General features: G+C 36.5%; 14 protein-coding genes. 4 read left to right on the top strand and 10 right to left on the bottom strand.

Annotated elements, in window-relative coordinates; genetic code table 11:
- The first annotated feature begins 135 nt into the window (after positions 1–135).
- Complete coding sequence (locus KHA96_RS04070) at positions 136–291, top strand: helix-turn-helix domain-containing protein (RefSeq protein WP_349305662.1); 156 nt, start codon at positions 136–138, stop codon at positions 289–291.
- Between the two features lie 1,195 nt (positions 292–1,486).
- Here the strand turns inward: KHA96_RS04070 and treC are convergent.
- From treC to KHA96_RS04055, 3 genes are all read right to left on the bottom strand, one after another.
- Complete coding sequence (treC, locus tag KHA96_RS04065) at positions 1,487–3,154, bottom strand: alpha,alpha-phosphotrehalase (protein WP_213127995.1); 1,668 nt, start codon at positions 3,152–3,154, stop codon at positions 1,487–1,489.
- Positions 3,147–5,111, bottom strand: coding sequence for a PTS system trehalose-specific EIIBC component (treP, locus tag KHA96_RS04060; RefSeq protein WP_213127994.1), 1,965 nt, complete (start codon positions 5,109–5,111; stop codon positions 3,147–3,149). Before treP ends, treC begins: the two co-directional genes overlap by 8 nt.
- A 340-nt stretch (positions 5,112–5,451) precedes the next feature.
- Complete coding sequence (locus KHA96_RS04055) at positions 5,452–5,862, bottom strand: DUF4830 domain-containing protein (RefSeq protein WP_213127993.1); 411 nt, start codon at positions 5,860–5,862, stop codon at positions 5,452–5,454.
- Positions 5,863–6,217: 355 nt separating this feature from the next.
- Here KHA96_RS04055 and KHA96_RS04050 point away from each other — a divergent pair, with 355 nt between their 5' ends.
- The 3 genes from KHA96_RS04050 (at position 6,218) to KHA96_RS04045 (ending at position 9,307) form a co-directional block, all read left to right on the top strand.
- Complete coding sequence (locus KHA96_RS04050; RefSeq protein WP_213127992.1) at positions 6,218–7,810, top strand: M2 family metallopeptidase; 1,593 nt, start codon at positions 6,218–6,220, stop codon at positions 7,808–7,810.
- Between the two features lie 233 nt (positions 7,811–8,043).
- Positions 8,044–8,478: a hypothetical protein gene (locus KHA96_RS23340; RefSeq protein WP_349305660.1), complete on the top strand. Its 435-nt coding sequence runs from the start codon at positions 8,044–8,046 to the stop codon at positions 8,476–8,478.
- Positions 8,479–8,482: 4 nt separating this feature from the next.
- Positions 8,483–9,307 (top strand): acetyl-CoA hydrolase/transferase family protein, encoded by an 825-nt coding sequence (locus KHA96_RS04045; RefSeq protein WP_349305658.1) that lies wholly within the window; start codon positions 8,483–8,485, stop codon positions 9,305–9,307.
- A 626-nt stretch (positions 9,308–9,933) separates the two neighbouring features.
- On the opposite strand, the gene KHA96_RS04040 is transcribed toward KHA96_RS04045, so the two are convergent.
- The 7 genes from KHA96_RS04040 to KHA96_RS04010 all read right to left on the bottom strand — a co-directional run bounded on the left by KHA96_RS04040 (position 9,934) and on the right by KHA96_RS04010 (position 20,994).
- A complete protein-coding gene (locus KHA96_RS04040; protein ID WP_213127991.1) occupies positions 9,934–11,250 on the bottom strand; it encodes a glycoside hydrolase family 125 protein in 1,317 nt (438 codons plus the stop codon).
- Positions 11,247–13,961, bottom strand: coding sequence for an alpha-mannosidase (locus tag KHA96_RS04035; RefSeq protein WP_213127990.1), 2,715 nt, complete (start codon positions 13,959–13,961; stop codon positions 11,247–11,249). The genes KHA96_RS04040 and KHA96_RS04035 overlap by 4 nt, the downstream gene beginning before the upstream one ends.
- Positions 13,962–14,099: 138 nt before the next feature.
- Positions 14,100–15,710 carry an extracellular solute-binding protein gene (locus KHA96_RS04030; protein WP_213127989.1) on the bottom strand — a complete coding sequence of 537 codons (1,611 nt, stop codon included), beginning with the start codon at positions 15,708–15,710 and terminating at the stop codon, positions 14,100–14,102.
- Between the two features lie 90 nt (positions 15,711–15,800).
- Entirely contained in the window at positions 15,801–16,706 is a 906-nt protein-coding gene (locus KHA96_RS04025; protein ID WP_213127988.1) for a carbohydrate ABC transporter permease, read from the bottom strand.
- Positions 16,707–16,720: 14 nt separating this feature from the next.
- Positions 16,721–17,689, bottom strand: a complete 969-nt coding sequence (locus KHA96_RS04020) for an ABC transporter permease (RefSeq protein ID WP_213127987.1) — start codon at positions 17,687–17,689, stop codon at positions 16,721–16,723.
- A 292-nt stretch (positions 17,690–17,981) separates the two neighbouring features.
- Positions 17,982–18,629, bottom strand: coding sequence for a YesL family protein (locus KHA96_RS04015; protein ID WP_213127986.1), 648 nt, complete (start codon positions 18,627–18,629; stop codon positions 17,982–17,984).
- Between the two features lie 76 nt (positions 18,630–18,705).
- On the bottom strand, positions 18,706–20,994 hold the full coding sequence (locus tag KHA96_RS04010) for a glycoside hydrolase family 3 N-terminal domain-containing protein (protein ID WP_213127985.1): 2,289 nt from the start codon (positions 20,992–20,994) through the stop codon (positions 18,706–18,708).
- Positions 20,995–21,016 lie beyond the last annotated feature (22 nt).

The raw sequence follows: 21,016 nt of genomic DNA, 5'->3' as shown, positions 1-21,016 counted from the left end.
CTTTTCTTTTGACGTCATCTCCCCTATTAGTTAGCACAATTTTCTTCAGAATTAGAAAGATATATTCTGTTTTACATTCTTTGTTATTTTTTTATTTACCTTTCTTATATTGTTAATGAACATAACATTGAAAGTATGGAACAAATGAAAATACTTACTGTTACCGATGTAGCTGAACTACTCAAACTATCAAAATGCAAAGTCTATGCACTTGCTAAGAGCGGAGAAATTCTAACTGTTAAAATCGGTGGCTCAATCAGGGTTATTCAAGAAGGATTAGAGAGTTTTTAAAAAGGTGGTGAAGTCAAGTGTTAATAAAAAATTCATCTCACACTCTTACCCTCAATCAAGCTTATTGAGAAGTTTAGAATTGTTTTCACAGTAGAGGGGGTTAAGGCAAGGATACAACTGCAACAACTAACTGCCATTTCTAAGCCTTATGAGGATAGGAGATATTCAGGTTATCCCTACTTAGTTCTAATCAGTTCTTTAGTAGATTACCTGAGAGATAAAGGCTATACAGATGACTACATAAAGGACGCTTTACCTTATGGTGTTGAAATCTATTCCCCACCTATTCGGTGGATTTTTTAATGCAACAACCTTTTAGTAATCATATTTCGCATATTTTAACAGAATTATACAAGGAAATTAAGAAATTCCAAATTAAGAGATTGTAAATAAAAGTTTTTTAAAGCTTTAAATTAATGCAAAAAACCGGTCAATTAGAAAGACCAGTTTTAGTAACCCCAACAGGTTAAACTATATAGTGCAATAAAACATTTCCATATTTATCATATTTAAGTTAATAAAATATACAAACCACTAGTAAGTAATCAGTTTAAGGAGAATTTATTGTGTAAATTTAGTGTAAAATGATTTCAAATCCTATCTCAAAACAAAAAAACCATAAACATTGATATATCAACATTTGCGAGTGTTTTATCGTTTCATAAATAAACTCGTTTTTACCTAAAGATACTGGTGGACGGGGTCGATATTACAATGGGATATAATTTATTTTTCCCACTCCTAGTTGATGTTTTAACATTAAAAAAATGCAGGTGAAGAACCATTTGTCTACCCTCAAATAAACAAATCCATACCATTTTACACAGGCAATTCATGAAACATCAAAACAAATACAAATCCTACCTCTTCCATTCTTTTTCCAACATAAAAAAACACCTACAAACATTGATATATCAACATTTATAAGTGTCATATCGTAAAAAATCACATTGGGGATCGGCACCAGAATTCAAAAATAAAATCCGTGTTCCATCGATTTCGGGATGGACCATAAAAGACAGGGTCCGTAATTCTCATTTACATAAATTCCAAAACATTAAATAACTTAAAATGATGATTACCCGTATCCTTTATCTGTCGGACAAATTCGCTATCATGGTCTGAAATAAAATCGGCCAACACCTTTGAGCCGTTTGATATTGGCCGACCTTTTATTTTCTGCTAATATCCTTTATTAAACCTCCCCCTTGTCCCAATACACGATTGACTCATAAGGTCTCAACGTTATTTTGTGCAGTCTTTTGTGTGAATTAGCGTAATTTGATAGTAGGATTTGCGGGTTTTCTACGCCTTCTACAGGAAGTTCGATCGAAACTTCTTTACCATAAAAATTATTTACGACAATTAATTTTTCATTTTTCCACTCTCTTGTATAGACAAAGATTTGAGGGTCATTTTCTAAAAGCAGATGATAGTCCCCATACGTTATGATGTCATACGTTTTACGTAACTCAATTAGCTTTTGATAATGACTGAAGATCGAATTGGGGTCATTCATTGCTTTTTTAGCGTTAACTTCATTGTAATTTCGGGCTGGTTCAATCCACGGTACACCTGTTGTAAATCCAGCATTTTCTTCACTCGACCACTGCATAGGTGTTCTGGCATTATCACGTGATTTTTGCCGCAGTATATCTAGTATATCTTGCTCCGATTTTCCCTTTTGATTTAGAATCTCATATGTATTCAAAGATTCCACATCACGGTATTGAGTAATCGAGGTAAAGTTAGGGTTTGTCATCCCGATTTCTTCACCTTGGTAAATATATGGGGTTCCCTGCATCATATGGATTGTGGTTGCAAGCATTTTTGCCGATTCCTTATGATATGTTTGATCATCGCCAAATCGAGATACAGCACGTGGCTGATCATGATTGCACCAAAACAGTGCATTCCATCCCGCGCCTCTATGCATTCCAACCTGCCAATCGGAGAGGATTTTTTTTAATTCAATAAAATCAAATGGTGCCTTTGTCCATTTATCCCCATTCGGATAATCTACCTTTAGATAATGAAATTGAAAGGTCATATCCAATTCTTTTCGTTCCGGTTTTGTATAAAGGATGCAATTTTCTATTGTCGTCGAAGACATTTCACCAACTGTCATCATTTTATAAGGCGCAAAAACGGCATGATTGATTTCACGTAAATATTCATGGACTCGTGGACCATCGGTATAGAACCTTCTGCCATCACCGGTATGATCATTTGGGAAATGCTGATCCTTTGATATTAAATTGATTACATCAAGGCGAAACCCATCAATTCCTTTTTCTGCCCAGAAGCGAATCATCTCAACCAATTTCTCTCTAACCTCGTTGTTTTCCCAGTTAAGATCTGCCTGTGTTACATCAAATAAATGCAAATAATATTGACCCGTTTTCTCATCATATTGCCAAGCTGGACCACCAAATTTTGATTCCCAGTTTGTAGGCTCCTTTCCTTCAACAGCATCCTTCCATATATAAAAATCACGATACTTATTTGTTTTAGATGAGGCTGCTTGTTTAAACCATTCATGTTCCGTCGATGTATGATTAATGACTAGGTCCATAATTAGCTTCAAACCGCGTTTATGTGTTTCATCCAATAATTGCTCGAAATCAGCCATTGTCCCATACATTGGTTCAATGTCGTAATAATCGCTAATATCATACCCATTATCTTTTTGCGGTGATCTATAAATAGGTGTTAACCAAATTACGTCCACGCCTAGTTTTTTGAGATAATCTAGCTTTTGGATAATTCCCTGTATATCACCAATACCATTACCGGTTGTGTCATTAAAACTTTTTGGATAAATTTGATACACCGTTGCCTTTTTCCACCAAGCTTCACTCATTATTTTCACTCCCAGGCAATGATAATCTCCGCTTAGCAATAAAATACGTAACGATAAACGGAAAGACAATGACGATAAGCATGCCAATTAAAAACGATACCCAATTAGACGCCACAATCGATAATATCGCAGGAATGCCTCCAACACCGATTGAAGTTGCTTTTACTCCTTGGAATGTGATATATGCTGCAGCAATCGCTGTACCAGTGATTGCTGCAAAAAAAGGATATCGATACCGCAAGTTTACACCAAACATTGCAGGCTCCGTAATTCCGAGCCAGGCAGAAATACCTGATGTTCCTGCCAGCCCTTTTAACTTTTCATCTCTTGCAACAAGCATCATGGCAAATACAGCTGCACCTTGGGCAATGTTAGATAAAGCAACAATGGGCCACAAGAATGTCGTCCCCGTACTACCGATCAGTTGCAGATCTACCGCCAAAAACGTATGATGCATTCCGGTTATGACTAGTGGAGCATATACTGCACCATATACTAGTCCTCCGATGACTGGCACGACATCAAAGACGTATACCAATCCTTCTGTAATCCAATTTCCGATTTTAAATGTAACAGGACCGATTAAAACAAATGCCAAAAAGCCCGTTACCAATAACGCAACTGGTGCAACCACTAATAATTGAAGTGAATCAATGACACGTTTCCTTAGGAAAATCTCTATTTTAGCTAGTACCCATGAAGCAAATAGTACTGGAAGTACTTGTCCTTGATACCCAACCTTATTTATTTCCAACCCAAAGATATTCCAAGTAGGGATTTTACCTTCCGCAACTGCTGAGCCATATCCCCATGCATTCATTAAGTCTGGATGGACAAGAATTAAGCCAAGGACAACACCAAGTAATTCATGGCCCCCAAACCTCTTAACGGCTGACCAGCCAATTAATGAAGGTAAGAATGTGAAGGCTGTATTCGCAATGATATTAATCATATCCGCAATACCAGCCCATTGTGGGTATGTCTCGATAAGTGCAGGTGCACCTTTCCCAAAGATTCCCGGATTCGCTAATATATTATTAATACCCATTAGTAAACCAGCAGTTACAATGGCCGGTAAAATCGGAATAAAAATATCCGCCAATACTTTAATTGCTTTTTGCAGTGGATTTAGTTTTTCTCCACCTGCTGCTTTAACATCCTCCTTCGATGCTTCCGCGATACCTGTCTCGTGAACCATTGCTTTATAAACCTTATCAACAGTACCTTGACCAATCACTATTTGATATTGGCCATTTGCTGAAAACGTACCTTTTACGATTCCCATTTTATCTAGGTCCGCTTTGTTAACCTTGTCTTCATCCTTTAGCGCAAAACGCAAACGGGTCACACAATGAGTGGCTGCATTTATATTCACCACACCGCCGACTGCAGCTACAATTTCCTTAGCCTCTTTACCATACTGAATCTCATTTGTTGAGGAAGTGATTTGTTCATTATCTTTAGACTCGCCCCCTCCCTTGGGTGCTGTTCCCAAAAGAACCGAGTCTAATGCAATAACATCTTTCTCATGTGTTTTATGTAATTCTTCGAACTGGTCTCCGTTCGTAACAATAATCGGAGTGACATGACTTTTCGCATTTTCCTTAATAAAATCCAAGTCAAAAGTGACCAATGGGTCTCCGTCTTTTACATTATCTCCTTGCTTAACATGTGCTTCAAAACCTTCTCCATTTAGAGAAACGGTCTCTAGACCAATATGAATCAATAATTCAAGTCCGAAATGGCTAATAAGCCCAATGGCGTGCTTTGTTGGAAAAATTTGAATAACCTTACCATCAAATGGAGCGACCACCTTCCCATCCTTAGGTTCAATCGCAATGCCATCTCCCATCATTTTTTCAGCAAATGTCGGGTCTGGAACATCTTCTAAAGCCACGACATTCCCACTTATAGGAGCATATATTAAAATCCGATCGGCTTCTTCAATAGTTGCCATTCAATGTTACCCCTTTCATAAAAATCCTAGCTTGCTCAAATCAAAAGTCATAATATATGACTTCCCTGAAAGCCGTGGGTCAAAACAAAATATACACATGGATAAGTTTGGACAATTTATTTAAACCCACAGAAAAAAACATAAGGTTATATCTTTTGTTATATTTTTATAAAACGAATTAAATCCTACCTTTCAAACTATTTATTACAAAACAAAAACACCCTAAAAATGAATCGATAGGAAAAAGGTGCCTGACCCGCAGTACGATATCGTACCGGGGGCAGGCACCAGAATATAATATTTGAATAGGAACATTGTAAATTTAACTTAATGAATTATTTTACTGTTTAATCTTTCCTTCATTTATTAGCCTTTGTTTGTCATCTAAATTAAATAAACCTAGTGTCCAACTAGGAAGCAAGCCGTGACCACCAATGATCTTTTCTTTTTCTTCATATATGATTGCATTCAAACGTTTTCCTTCAATATCTTTTTCCTTTAATTCGTATATATATTGCGTAACTTCCTTACCTAGATATTCATTGAAAATTGTAATACTGTTTGCTTCAAAACCACTTAGAAGTTCATCTGGAGTTTCTTCTAGTATAAAGGTTTCTACTTCGATAATTCCTTTTATTTTCCACCCTTTATTTGTTAAGTATTGTTGGTGTCGTTCATTAAGACTTTTTTGACCACAACCAGAAATTATTAATATACCAACAACTATCATTATAAATTTTCTAATATTCATTACTCCCCCCCTAACCAACCTTAAACAAAAAGTTCAAAGTATTTACACTTCAGTGTGCTACCCTAGCCGTTAGTATAGGAAACTATTATGCAACCCTTTTCACACTTTAACATAAATATCCATTTCGCTTACTTATTATAGGTGAAATTTAGTGCAGGAATTAGTAGAATTTTAGCAACAGAGTTATTTATTTGATAAGATGTTGTGCCACCTAGTAATAATACCAATTAAAGATAGCTAGGTTTATATAATTGGATAACCCCTTCAAAAGTAATTTTGTGCCTTGACAAAGGATTAAATCACACGAAATAATGTAACTATTGCGACACATAAATATAGAAAGGTATTGATACAGATGGAAACACTACAAACATTTTTAAAAGATATCAATAACCAAATGCAAGTATTATATAAAGATGTAACTCAATCAAGCTGGATGGCACAAACAACTGGAGACCCTGAGTGGGCTGCTAAATTAAGTGAAGCTGAAACGAGGTACAATCTTTTATTCTCTTCAAAAGATACATATGAGAAAACCAAACAATTTTTAGTAAAGGAAAACTTAACTGAGATCGAAAAACGTCAGCTTCAACTTCTATTAAACGAAATGGAAGGTAATCAATTACCTGAAGAAGTGATTTCTGATCTATCTAAACGGTCTTCTGAACTGAACTTATTGTTTAATACATACTCACCTGAAGTGGATGGCAAGAAGTATTCTGCCAATGATATTCGAGATATATTGGTTAATAGTGATGATCAAGAATTACGTAAAAAGGTATGGTTTGCAAGTAAAGAGGTTGGTAAAGTCGTAGAAAAAGACCTGCTTGAGCTTGTTAAGAAGCGCAACGCAGCTGCAAAACTACTAGGATTTGATAACCATCATCAAATGGGCTTTGCTCTTCAAGAACTTGACCGCGAAGAGGTATTCGCTATTTTCAACGAACTGATTGCTCAATCAGATGAGGCCTACCGTTCAATGAAGAAAGAACTAGATGAACGCTTAGCTGCTAGATTTGGAATTAATCGAGAGGATATACGCCCATGGCATTATATCGATCCCTTTTTCCAGGAAGCACCACCATCTGATTCTACCAATCTAGATCCTTTTTACGAAGGAAAGGATATAGTTCAAATCACGACAGATACGTTTACCTCAATGGGAATCGAAATAGATGACCTATATGCAAAAAGCGATTTGTTCCCTAGAGAAAAGAAAAACCCAACAGCCTTTTGCATGGACATTGACCGCGGAGGCGACGTTCGTGTCCTTTGTAACTTAATGGAAGATTCCTATTGGATGGAAACGAACCTGCATGAGTTTGGCCATGCGGCTTATTTTAAATATGTAGATTCTAGCCTACCATTCGGATTACGTACACCAAGTCATACTTTAACAACCGAAGCAATCGCGATGCTATTTGGAAAAATGGGCAAAGATTCTCGTTGGTTAAAGCGCTTCTTACAAGTTGATGAAGAAACAGTAAATGAGCTTGCTCCTGAATTAGATAAGTACCAGCAGTTACAAATGCTTATTGCAGTAAGATGGATCATTACCTTTGTATATTTTGAAAAAGAACTGTACGAAAATCCCGATCAAGATTTAAACGCTTTATGGTGGAAAACAGTCAGTGAAGTTCAGCTAGTCACTCCTCCTGATGAAACCAATAATCCTGATTGGGCTGCAAAAATTCACTTTACACTCGCACCTGTTTATTACCAAAATTATTTACTTGGAGAATTAATGGCAGCACAGCTTCTTCGCCATATTGAAACGAAGATTTCTCCAGAATTTTTCACAAAAGAAACTGGGGAAATGCTCATCAATCAATTCTTCAAACCAGCTGCACTTTATTACTGGAATAAAAAAATTAGGCGTGTAACCGGCGAAAAATTAAACCCTGCCCACTTTGTTGATGTTTATTGCAAAACTCAAGCGAAAAGTTAATATTTTTAAAAAGGATAGCTATGACTTTGGTCAGGGCTATCCTTTCCTATTTCTATTTTTTCACTTTCTTCTGTTGACGATTATCAATCCACCAACGGTTGCAATGACACTATTCTTCATTCAATTGACACCTTACCTAGTATTATTAGTTGATATATTCTCGTTATAGTACTTAAAGCTTGTATGAATATAAAGAAATTAATAGAAAATAAGTTCTTGAAAGGATTTCATCTATGAAAAACATCAAAGAAAAAAATCAAAATGAAATATTATCTATTCTATCTAAATATCATGATGTCATCGTATCCATAGGAAATGGAGAACCTGATTTTATTTTGAACATGATTGACGAAAATCCCAACGCTTTCCCTTCCTTAAGGATTCATCAAATCTTAGAAATGAAAAATCGGCAATACATTCAAGGGGAGTTTCCAAATATCCAGTATATCTCTTACTTTATGAATGGTTTTGCTAGAAAGGCATTTTCAAATGGGAAATGTGATTTAATGCCGAATCACTTTCATCAAATGCCACAACTTTTAGAGGAAATAACAAAAAATCCAGTCATTGTTTGTCAAACATCTCCAATGGATGAAAATGGTTATTTCTCCTTAGGGACAGGGGCTGATTATACTGCTAAAGGCACCTTTTGTTATTCAAGTCAATGAACAAGTGCCACGAAGCATTGGAGAAAATAAAATTCATATTTCTCAAGTTGAGGCATTCATTCATCACAATCAGCCTCTCCATGAGCTGCCGGAAATACCCGTAAGAGATATTGACCAAAAAATTGCGGAGTATGTTGCCGAAAGAATTGATCATGGCTCTACTTTACAGGTAGGAATTGGCGGGATTCCGAATGCGGTTGTTGGATTATTAAGTAATCATCGAAACTTAGGCATCCATACGGAAATGCTAACGGATGGGATTTATCATTTAGTTCAACAAGGCGTTGTCACAGGTGCAGAAAAGAAGACGTATAAGGAAAAAATGGTAGCCACCTTTGCTTTAGGATCAAGAAATTTATACGATTTTATGGATAACAATCACAGTATCGAAATGTTAACTGTTGACAAAGTCAATAACCCAAGAATTATCGCCCAAGAAGATAATATGGTTGCCATTAATGCCACAACCGAAGTTGATTTTTATGGTCAGTGTGCTTCTGAGACAGTTGCCGGAAAATATTATAGCTCTACTGGTGGACAAGCAGATTTTGGAACAGGAGTCCGCTTTGCGAAAAACGGCAAAGGCTTCATTTGTCTCTATTCAACAGCAAAAAATGATACGATTTCTAGAATCCAGCCAATACTAGCACCAGGATCTGTCGTCACCACTTCAAAAAATGACGTTGACTACGTTGTAACAGAATATGGAATTACCCAATTAAAAGGCAAAAGCATCTATGAAAGAACAAATTCACTTATAGAAATAGCCCATCCAAAATTCAGGGATGAACTTATCTTTGAGGCTAAGAGAATGGGTTTTCTCATCTAACAATGTTAAAGCAAATGCTAATGAAGGAGCACCAAGTGCCGGTACTTTCGTGGATGTCTTTCTTAGTTTTACCGTTAGGTTAGGTAACCAGTAATATATAAAATAAGCGGAGATTTTCCGGTTAGTCCGTAGAAAAGAGCTCGGTTTTGGGGATATAAGGGTATGTTTTCCGATTAAGCAACTCAAAATTACCCATTTTGACGTTTTTCGAATCAATAGTCGGAATCATTCCGTCTATTTGATCTATTTTCTGTGCTATTTTCCTATTTAAGAGAAATTTCTCCGCTTATATATCAAAGAATGCTGATTCTCTAAAATGGATATAAAATGCTGTACAATTTGGGATGCATTTTCGATTACATTTTCGGGTTTGACGACAGGAATCGGAACCCATAAAAAAAAGTTTGTTTTCTCCACTAAAAAGCTCTTAATAGAGCTTTAGGCACAATGTTGATTGTAGCGGAAGGTGTGAGACTCCTGCGGGAATACGGAACTGGGGAGATCCCACAGGCGCTTTAGCGCCAAGGAAGCTCCCCGTACCGCCCGCGGAAAGCGAACACCTGCAGCGGAAATCAACAGTCAAGGTTAACAAGAGCATTAAAATCATGGCTCCAATTTTGTTTTTTTTACTCTTTAGTATTCATCTTTTCATATAAAGGGCTGCCTTTGACAGTTTTCCCAATATAACTAAGCACAAATTCACTAAACATCGTGTTGGACCATGCAAACCATTCACGAGTGAATTCTTCTGGATTTGATGCGTTGAATCCTTCATGCATGAATCCAGTTCCTCCATCCGTATTTAGAAGTGTATGCAAGATTTTTTCTTTTTCCGTTTCCCTCAAACTAGTCATTCCCTGAATAGAAAGAGCGATATGCCAAATATAATGATCCGGTGTATGAGGGCTGCCAATTCCTCTTGCCGATTTTCCTTCATAATAATATGGATTGTTTCTACTTAAGATAAAGTTTCTTGTATTTTGATAGACTTCATCATCAAAATCGCAGTATCCGAGATATGGTGCTGAAAGCAGGCTTGGTACGTTTGCGTCATCCATGAGTAGATAGCCGCCCATTCCATCCACTTCATACGCATACATTTTTCCATAAAACGGATGTTCAATTGTCCCGTATTCTTCAATCCCCTGACGGATTTCTTGACCAAGTATCCTGCATTCCTCCGCTAACTGTGAATCCTTTAATACTTCTTCACTAATTTCAGCTGCGTATCCCATGACAACTGAAGCAAACATATTAGCTGGCACAAGATAACCGTAAGTGCAAGCATCATCACTTGGACGGAATCCGCTCCATGTCATTCCTGTTGGTGCAACCTTTCCACCTTTTCCGTTACGTTTTAAAGTTTCAGTATGTAAGCTCGTTTCACGTTCAAAACGGTATGGTGAATTATTTTCATGGTCTTGTTCTGTTCTCCATACTTTTATGATCGTTTTTACTGCCACTTGAAACTCTTCCCCTAAATGTGTTGTTTCATCTGTTGTTTTCCAAAGCAAATAGGCAAGCTGAATTGGATAGCATAAAGAATCAACCTCATATTTGCGTTCCCAAAGCCATGGGGTCATCTCCGTTTGATCTTCATGGTATCTATCTCCGCTTGGAGAACTATTAAATGCATTCGCATATGGATCATGAAGGATAAATCGGATTTGTCTATTTACAACACCAACTAGCATCTTCTTAATCTCTTCATCTTCATTCGCCGCCAATAAATAAGGGCGAACTTGTGCAGCTGAATCACGAAGCCACATCGCGGGAATATCTCCAGTTATTACAAAGGTAGTCCCATCTTCCATTGGATGTAAAGTCGTTGAATACGTATTAACAAAGCATTGAGAAAACATATCATGTAACTTTTTTTCTCCTGGAAAAGCCACTTTAACTTCCTCAATAATATTTTGAAGTGATGCTGGCAAATTTGTCATTGTTCTTTTTCTCCTTCCATCCCTACTGTTACGATTTTATAAGCATCTACAGGAATATTTTGATATGTATTACCTGCCTCCGCTATTTTTTCTTCTATTATATTACTCTCAAAATAATGTACATTCGTCAATGAGTCAACAGTCATTGTTTTTTTCAGGTTAGAAGGATTATAAACACGGAAAAAGAGATTGTCGTTCGTTTCCCCCTTTTTCAAGCTTGAAAAAACGAGTCCGTTATTTTCCCATGCGAAAAATGATCCATTTGCCGGTAATTCACCAATATGTTCAGTTGATTGAATACATATTGCCGGGATTTGGAAATCATAGGCTGCTTCATAAGCTTTAGCTGTAATGGCATCGTCTTCATGTGGGATGACAAACCATTCCGCCGTTTGTTTCCCTTGGCATTGGGCTTCAGGTGTTTGAAAATACCCCCAGTCCCCTAGTTCAGCAACCGCCCTTAACACTGTAATGGATAAGGTCGTGTCTTTCTCAACAATTTCATATTCCTGTAAGCCTTTTGTAGCAACCGTTAAACCATTTTGTCCATCTGACAAGGACGCAAATGAATGTTGATGGTGGTCAAAGCTCGGATTCGTCCATTCTAATTCCGGCTTATTCGGTCTTTTTACTATTTCAAAAACACTTTCGGCTAAATGATGGTCTGTTGCAAAGCCAGTTGGATAAACAACTCTTAATCGATGATCTTTAGCTGTATTGTTTAGATCCAATTTTACAGCCAAACCTTTTGCATGCTGATTAAGTGTCAAGGTCGTTTTTAATTCCAGTGTTGTTAATACATCTGAACGTCTTGCCTCACGAAATTTATGCCAAACAAGCTTGTCTTTTATATTTTCCAATTCCACATGAGCTGCTTCAGGAATATCGAATTGATGAATAATTTCAATGACTCCTCTTGAGGCATTACTTTCCACTATGTTCACATGGGCTTGTAAGTCTTTTGTTGAATAAGCTTTCTCCCCTGTTGCTTTTTTAAACATATATTCATTGCCAATATCGCTTGTATCTTCATAACTGCCAATATGTTTATATTCTTTTCCAGTTGGTTTATAAAGAATGTCATACGTTCCATCCTTATGAACTGTTACACGAAGATCATCATTTTCAAGAATATGATTGTCTTTCGCAATTCCGTTAACATGATGGTTGGATTCTTTTTCTACTAGAAAGTATGTGCCATATCCGAATTCAGGCAGCTCCTCTGTTGCAAAAATGACCTTTATCTTTTTTGTATAAAAGGGTTGCCTAAATTTATTATCTGGCAAATCGTAACCAAATTCTGCACCAAGATCTTCTATTGTGGCTGACATATCTTCACCATTTGAGTTTACGATCGCAAGCTGTGGCAAGGCTTTATCCTTTAAATGTCCATGTATTTCTTGTAATGGCATTTCGCCAAAATATATCTTTTCAAAATCAACAATTTTTTCGATGACGGTATTGCGTTTGTAGCCAGATGTATTCATAACGATTAGTGGAATCGCTTTTTCATATCCCGCAGGTACGGAAGTATTGATTTTTTCTGCAAGTTTATTCGTTTGATCCTCAATCAGCATATCAGCTATTTGATCGACCTTTTTAAAACGGGTGACCATTTCTTCATGCACTTCATCTACGGAACAACCACAAATGCTGTCATGTGGATGGTTTTGCATAAGCTGCTTCCAAGCGAAATTCAAATAGTCTTCCGGATACTCTTCCCCATTCATAAAAGCAAATGCAGCAAGTGGTTCTACTAAACGTTCGAGCTTTGTTTGCGCGGAATGGTTCATTTGTTTTAAATAAATCCGAGCGGATGCCGTATTAACAAGTGTAGACCATCCATCTGTACGTTGATTGCGCAACTCTCCTTTAACGACTTGCAACTTTTCGGGAAGATTATTTCTCACATTCGCCATATATTCATCAAAATTCGAATGCTTTAATTCAATATCCGGATATAGCTCATTTGCCAATTTCAGTGCTTCTGGAAGGTCTTTTTGCAAAGGTTGATGATCACAGCCATTCATAAAAAGCAAATGCGGTGTAGAAGCATATTTTTTCGCATCTGCAAGCTTCTGTTCCCAATATTTTTCCGCTTCTTCTTGTGCAACCGGAATCTCATTTCCGTTTGAATACCAGTTGGCAAATAAAATACCTAATACACTTGAGCCATCTGGTGATTGCCACTCCAATTCTGAATACGGCGATTCAAAATTTTCCGAGTCGCTGACCGTGTTATTAAATCCAGTTGGTTTAACGCCTCTCCCAAATGCTGCTTCATTTATTCCCGCTTGATTTAATAATTGAGGTGCCTGTCCATAAATTCCAAATGTATCAGGAAAATAACCAAGCTTAGAAAAAGGTCCGAATTTTTTTGCATCTTTCATGCCAATGAGCAAATTACGTACATTCGCTTCAGCACTTGTTAGAAAAGCATCTTGCAAAATATACCAAGGGCCGATGATGATTCGTTTTTCTTCAATATATTTTTTCAATAGATTATATTTTTCAGGTTTAACTTCTAAATAGTCATCTATTATGATTGTTTGTCCATCTAGATGAAAGCTTTTATATTCAGGATCATGTTCCAATTTTTCTAGTAACGCATCCATTAGTTTTATTAAATAGTAACGATGCTTCTCAAATGGAAGATACCATTCGCGATCCCAATGTGAATGAGAAATTATATGTGCAGTCGTTTTTTCCATAGTATTCTATCCTTTCTCTTTATCTCAATGAAAAAACCCACTAATTATTTGATATTTTAGTAAAAAACAACCACCGTAATAATACCGGTGGCTGAAATTTTATGTGTGTCACTCTTACGATTTTTGGATATTTAACTATTAATTTTGTGCAAAACGATCATACGCGTCTTGATAAATTTTAACAAGCTCGTCGATTTTCATTTTATTGATCGTATCTGCGTATTTATCCCAGTTCGATAATGGCTCAACACCAGTTATGAATTTCGCTTCCATTTGCTCTACATAGGATTTTAAATCTACTTCAATTGTATTTATTTTTTCTTGTTCTTCATCAGAGAAATATACTAACGGATATGCTGTTTCTGCAACAGGATCAATTTTTGCTTTTGTTTCTTCTTCAATAAACAAATCGAAATCTGATCTTGGTGCACCTTCAACTAAATCAACAAGCATTGGTACAGCAATACCATAAGCTGGAGTTAAAGTTCCACGATAATCTTCACTGCTTGCAAATTCTTTTGGAACTTCAAGGTATTCTCTTTCGCCATTTTCGCCTTGCTTCCATAAATATCCTTCAGGGCCTTGATCAAAGAAATCTCTACCTTCTTTTGAGTATAGGTAGTCTACCCATCTAATAGATGCTTCTGGAGACTTATTATTTTTTGTAATGGCAAAAGCGCCTCTACTAATTCCAGGATTTCCAGGTAAAACAATTTCAGGTGAAATAGAGCTTGTTAAAGGTTGGAACATAGGGTTATTCATTGCCACTTCTTCTGTTTCACCAGTTGTAAAGAAGGAGAACCAATCAGGGAATAAACCAAGTCTATTTTCTTGTCCTTTAGCTTTTTTCTGTTCATCAGATTGAGAGAAAGTCTCTGGATCTAACAATTCTTCTTTAAAAAGTTTATTCATATAAGTTAAATATTCTTTGTAATTATCAGAAGTTGGTGCATATCTAACTTTTCCGTCCACTTCTTCAATGCCCCATTTTTTCATACCAAATGCTGCTAAGAACCATGTACGGCTGCTGTTCATTTTAACGTCGAGTAAAGGAATTTCATCTGCTTTGCCATTACCGTTAGGATCTTCATTTTTAAAGCGAACTAATAAATCGTATAGCTCATCTGTCGTTTTAGGAACTTCTTTCACGCCAAGAGCATCAAGCCATTTACCGTTATACCATAGTGGACCTGCTGGCCAAGCTGAAGTTGGATGCTGGTTAATGACTGGCAATGCATAAATATGACCATCTGTCGTTGTAATAGATTTTTTTATTTCAGGATTGTTTTCCATTAACGCTTTGAAATTAGGAGCATATTCATCAATTAAATCTTCTAATGGAAGCAATACGCCTTGTTTACCGTATTTTACTTCCATACCAGAAGTTAAATTGTCAGAGCCTGCAGCGAAAATAATATCAGCAACATCTCCACTCGCAAATGCAAGATTTAACTTCGTTTGGAAGTCGCTTAATGGTGGAGTATCATATTTAAAATCGATATTCGTTTTTTCGGCATACTCTTTTAGAGTTGGCATGTCTTTCCATTCCGCCATACCCGTTCCAGGCGCCATTAAAGAGAGTGTGAGTTTTTCATCAACGATTGGGAAACCTTCTTTATTTACGGTTACTTTGTTTGCTGAGGAATCTTTTCCGCCATTATTGCCATCTGAATTTTTTCCGGAGCTACAAGCACCTAGTAAAAGCATGGCTGCAATTGATATTGACAAGATCTTCGTAGTCTTTTTCATCTTTTTACCCCTTTCAAATAATGGATATGTTTAGTTAAAAGATAGTGATCCTATAAGTGTAACCACCCCCTTAAAATTATTTGCAAATACTTAACCTTTTAAGGAACCAATCATTACTCCTTTAACAAAGTAACGTTGTAAGAATGGATACACGATTATAACTGGTAATGTAGAAACAATCATTACTCCATATTTAATAATTGCTGCTAATTGTTGTTTACTATGCATCAATTGAGCCATTTCCCCTGTAATATTTGTATTGTTGGAAGACATATCTTGTAAAACAAGAATTTCCCTTAACACTAATTGCAGTGGATATAATTTTCGATCAGATAGATAGATTAACGCATTGAAATATCCATTCCAGTGGCCTACACCGTAAAATAATGCCATAACAGCGATAATTGGTGCAGACAGCGGCAAAATAATTTTAGTGAAAAGTTTTAAGTTGGATGCTCCGTCAATAATTGCTGCTTCTTCTAATCCTTTCGGTATTGTAGATTGGAAGAATACTCGAGAAATAATAATATTCCATACAGCTGCAGCATTTGGTAATACCATCGCCCAAACAGTGTTAATCATGCCTAAGTTTTTTACAACTAAATAAGTTGGAATCAAACCGCCGCTAAAGAACATTGTAAGAATGAACATACCGGTAAAAATGCCTCTACCAAAAAAGTCTTTGCGTGATAGTGCATATGCCGCTGGGATTGTGACAATTAGATTAATTAAAGTTCCCAATCCTGTATAAAAGAAAGTCATTAAATACCCTTGCCAAATTTCTTTATTATCGAAAATTAGTTTATAGCCTTCTAAAGTAATATCTTTAGGGAAAAGCCACATTTTACCGCTGTTTACGTATGATGGATTACTTATTGAAGCACTAATAATATAAATTAATGGGTACAGAACAATCAATAGCGCAAAAGTAATACATATATATACAAACACGTTAAAAAGTTTGTCTGTTCTTGTTTGAGGTATATGTGAACCCATGATTTTTCATCTCCTTACCATAGACTCGTTTCACTAGTTTTTCTAGCTATTTGATTCACTACGACTAGTAAAATTGCATTTATGACGGAATTAAATAGCCCTACGGCTGCAGCAAAGCTATACTGCGCATCTAATAAACCTGCTTGGTACACAAACGTTGCGATAACATTGGACGATTCAAGGTTCAAAGGGTTTTGTAATAGTAATATTTTCTCAAACCCTAACGCCATAATATTTCCAAGACTCATAATCAATAGGATGATCATCGTCGGAACGATAGTAGGAATATTGATATGACGGAGCCTTTGTAAACGGGTCGCACCATCCATAATTGCTGCTTCATGTTGCTCTGCATCGACACCAGAAAGTGCGGCAAGATAAATAATCGTTCCCCAACCTGTACTTTGCCATACGCCAGATAGTACATAGACAGTTTTAAACCATTTCGGATCAGTCATAAAAGATATAGGTTCAAATCCTAAAAACTGAAGAGCATGGTTAATAATACCGGTTGTTGGAGATAGGAAAGCAATGATCATTCCTGATAAAACGACTACAGAAATGAAGTGCGGTGCATATGTAACTGTTTGTACAGTTCTTTTATACAACCCATCTTTCGCCTCATTTAATAATAAAGCTAAAATAATAGGCAGCGGAAACCCAACTATTAATTCATAAACGCTTATCCCTAATGTATTTTTTAATAGATCCCAAAAATAATATGAATCAAAAAAACGTAGGAAATGTTTAAAACCGACCCACTCACTGCCAGTAAAACCTAAAGTGGGTATATAGTCTCTAAACGCTATTTGAATTCCATACATAGGAATATAGTGAAAAATAAAAAAGTATAAAAATGCAGGAAGTATAAATATGTATAGTTCCCAGTTTTGTAATATCTTTTTAACTTTCGACTTTTTCCTTTGATTAGGTAGAACTGCACCCTTGCTTTTTAGTAGAGCGGTTTCAGTATTCGCTTTCATCGATGTCCCTCCTTCGTTTGAAACTGCTTTCAGCTTATCCCTTTCATTAACCGCTATCAATATGTTGTTTTTTTCACCAGTTCTTGATGACAACCCTTACATGTAAATATCCTTTTGTATATTGTTCATGATGAAATATAACGATGTGTCATTTTTGATGCAATGTGTTTTTTATTCATTACATAAAACCTTGATAATATTAGGTAATTCACACTGTGCAAACAAAAATTTGGCAAATAAAAAAGAAGAAATGCCTGTTGCTATTTAGACAATTTCTTCTTTTTCGATATATTTAATTATGCTGCGGTTTTTCCTTTAATTTTAGTTGCTTACTATCTTCTACAGCAAGAAATGCTCGATAAGCGAACCACATGATTGGAAAAACAATTAATGAAGATCCACAATAAAAGAAAAGGATAGGGATGTAACTTAACAATATATAGAGAAGGAGTAAACAAATAAGAATGGCAATTGTTTCAAATGGCCGGGCTAGTGAAATTAGGAATGCTTGTTTAAAATATTGCCACCCTTTTAATTCATAGCGAACAAAAACAGGGAAAAAGTATAGTGCAATAAGCCCATACAAAAATATAATAATTAATAGAAAAAGGTGAAGTGGATAAGATTGAATTATATTTTTAGATATGGTTAAATCAAATCGCAAAAACACTCCAACCGCAGCTAATAGCAAACCTAATACATTGGATTTTATAAAAGATTTCTTATACATATTAAAAAAAGATTGGAAGATAGGAGCTTCTCTTTTTTTATCCATTGTTTGATGTGCGATTGAAAAAAGGGCAGTTGTTGCCGGAATCACACCTAAAACTCCAAGTCCCAGCAGAGTAAATAGAATCCATAATAAATGTAGGTACATAGCCTTTGCCAATCCATTCCCTAACTCGTACAACCATCTAAAAATACCTTGAATATGATGCATTATTATGTTTTCCTCTCTGGTGCAATAATTTTTGAAAAAATATTAATGTATTGGATGAATCACTATATGAATCACATTAACTTACTATTAAAACTGTTTCAAGTGTGTCGATGGAATTGCCTCCTACCATTATCCTTATTTGCCCACGTTCAACTATAAATTTCATTTTATTATTCCAAATGGCAAGTTCTTCTTTACTTAAATAAAGATTTACCCTTTTTTCTTCACCTGGTTCGAGCCAAATCTTTTTAAAGGCTTTTAATTCTTTCACTCTTCTTGTCACACTAGCTTCTAAATCCTTTATATATAACTGGACAACTTCTGCACCAGCTCGCGTTCCTACGTTTTTAACCATAACTGATACTTCTACAGCTTGCCCGTTATTAATCTCCTCTAAAGTCATTTCAGTTTTTTCCAAACGTAAATTACGGTAATGGAAGCCCGTATAACTCAATCCATAACCGAATGGGTATAAAGGTAATGCTGTTTCATCTATATAGTCTAGTTGTCTACCTTGATCTTTTTGATTGTAATAGACTGGTAGCTGGGCGGAAGATCGTGGTAATGAAACCGATAGTTTCCCACTGGGGTTTACTTCTCCAAAAATCATTTCCGCCAATGCTTGTCCACCTTCCTGTCCAGGATACCATCCACATATAATGGCATCGCTCTCATCGACTATATTCGTTATGGCGTGTGGTCGACCTTGAATTAAGACAGTAATGATTGGCTTTCCTGTTTCAGCAATTGTTTTTACAAGTTCTTCTTGCATTCCACCAAGTCGTAAATCTGCTAAATCAACGCCTTCTCCGCAATCCATGTCTGTTGGATTTCCTGAAATAATGGCAGCTCCATTGGAATCATATTGGATATCGAAATTGCGCATACTGCTTCCTCCGAGGACCATAACAACGACATCAGATGCTTTAGCAGCCGTTAATGCTTCGGCAAAACCATCTTTAGATTCTCCCCTTACTGAACAACCTTTAGCATAGAGGATTTCGCTTTCAGAAAATTGCTTGATGCCTTCAAGAACGGTAACCCCTTTTCCTTCATTTTGTATTGCAGTATAATCACCTAATTGATTATAAATTTGATCTGCATTTGGGCCAATCACCGCTATTTTTGTTTTTTTATTTAACGGAAGGAGTTGTTGAGAGTTCTTTAACAATACGGCTGATTCTCTCGCTACTTGTAAATTAACTTTACGAAATGATTCATTTCCCACTATTTGAAGTGACAATGTTTCATCTGTATATGGTTGATCAAATAAGCCTAATGTAAATTTAAGTCTTAGTACCCTTCGAACAGCACGGTCAATCAATGCTTCAGATGTTTTCCCTTCTTGAACTGCCCTTTCCAACGTTGTAAAAGCCGTATCCCAAAGACTCAGATCAACTCCAGACTCAAGCGCCATCGCTGCAGCACTTTCGTAATCACCGGCTAACATTCTTAAACGATCAATCGCTACACCGTCTGCCATGACGATTCCTTCGTATCCCCATTCTTCGCGGAGGATTTCGGTTAAAAGTCCAGAATTTGCGTGGCAAGGAATTCCATCAATTTCATTATAAGCTGCCATACAGCCTAAAGCTCCTGCTTTAACTCCCACTTTCATAGCTGGTAAATGAATTTCACGTAATTCCCTTTGACCAATATTGGCGGGAGCAGCATTATGACCACCTTCGCCATCCCCTTGCGCCGCAAAATGTTTTAGTACAGCAATGATTTTGTTCTGTTTATCCAGCTCCGTACCATCTCCTTGCAGTCCTTTTACGGCTGATTCCGTCATTCTAGCTGCTAAGTAAGGATCTTCGCTATAACATTCTTCGGATCTTCCCCATCTCGGTTCGCGTAAAATATCTAGAGTGGAGATTAAACCTAAATGTGCTCCTCTTGACCTTACTTCTCTTGCCACGTATGAATATGCTTCTTCAAGCAATTCCGGGTTCCATGTGCTGCCCGCTCCAATATTCGTTGGAATAATCGTACCATCTAGTGCTTGGTGGCCATGTGGACATTCTTCCGACAATAATACTGGAATACCTAGTCTCGTATGTTCTTTTATATATCGTTGAATCGTATTGGCGATATGTGCATTTTCATGAGTTGGAATACCATTTTCATATGTAACAGCAGACCAAGGGTCAGATCGAAATAGGCCATATAAGGCACCCATTCCATCTCCAAATGCAACATGATCTTTGAAAGCTTCAGTCAATTCAATGCCATTTTCCGTTTTTTTATACGCATTCCATCCGTACATTTTTTGATTCAGCTGTCCAACTTTTTCCTTAAGTGTCATTCTTGATAATAAGTCTTCTACCCTCTCATCAATCGGTAAAGAAGAATCTTTATATTTCATTTATCACACATCCATTCTTTGA

The sequence above is a fragment of the Bacillus sp. FJAT-49711 genome (assembly GCF_018343715.1).
Lineage (GTDB): Bacteria > Bacillota > Bacilli > Bacillales > Bacillaceae_C > Lederbergia.
Note: the sequence above shows the minus strand (reverse complement) of the source record. Positions and strands in the feature narration are given on the sequence as shown.

Coding starts and splice junctions, on each gene's coding strand:
- treC (WP_213127995.1), bottom strand. CDS start 3,154: ATGAGTGAAGCTTGGTGGAAAAAGGCAACGGTGTATCAAATTTATCCA.
- KHA96_RS04010 (WP_213127985.1), bottom strand. CDS start 20,994: ATGAAATATAAAGATTCTTCTTTACCGATTGATGAGAGGGTAGAAGAC.
- KHA96_RS04025 (WP_213127988.1), bottom strand. CDS start 16,706: ATGGGTTCACATATACCTCAAACAAGAACAGACAAACTTTTTAACGTG.
- KHA96_RS04020 (WP_213127987.1), bottom strand. CDS start 17,689: ATGAAAGCGAATACTGAAACCGCTCTACTAAAAAGCAAGGGTGCAGTT.
- KHA96_RS04035 (WP_213127990.1), bottom strand. CDS start 13,961: ATGGAAAAAACGACTGCACATATAATTTCTCATTCACATTGGGATCGC.
- treP (WP_213127994.1), bottom strand. CDS start 5,111: ATGGCAACTATTGAAGAAGCCGATCGGATTTTAATATATGCTCCTATA.
- KHA96_RS23340 (WP_349305660.1), top strand. CDS start 8,044: ATGAAAAACATCAAAGAAAAAAATCAAAATGAAATATTATCTATTCTA.
- KHA96_RS04050 (WP_213127992.1), top strand. CDS start 6,218: ATGGAAACACTACAAACATTTTTAAAAGATATCAATAACCAAATGCAA.
- KHA96_RS04015 (WP_213127986.1), bottom strand. CDS start 18,629: ATGCATCATATTCAAGGTATTTTTAGATGGTTGTACGAGTTAGGGAAT.
- KHA96_RS04030 (WP_213127989.1), bottom strand. CDS start 15,710: ATGAAAAAGACTACGAAGATCTTGTCAATATCAATTGCAGCCATGCTT.
- KHA96_RS04070 (WP_349305662.1), top strand. CDS start 136: ATGGAACAAATGAAAATACTTACTGTTACCGATGTAGCTGAACTACTC.
- KHA96_RS04040 (WP_213127991.1), bottom strand. CDS start 11,250: ATGACAAATTTGCCAGCATCACTTCAAAATATTATTGAGGAAGTTAAA.
- KHA96_RS04055 (WP_213127993.1), bottom strand. CDS start 5,862: ATGAATATTAGAAAATTTATAATGATAGTTGTTGGTATATTAATAATT.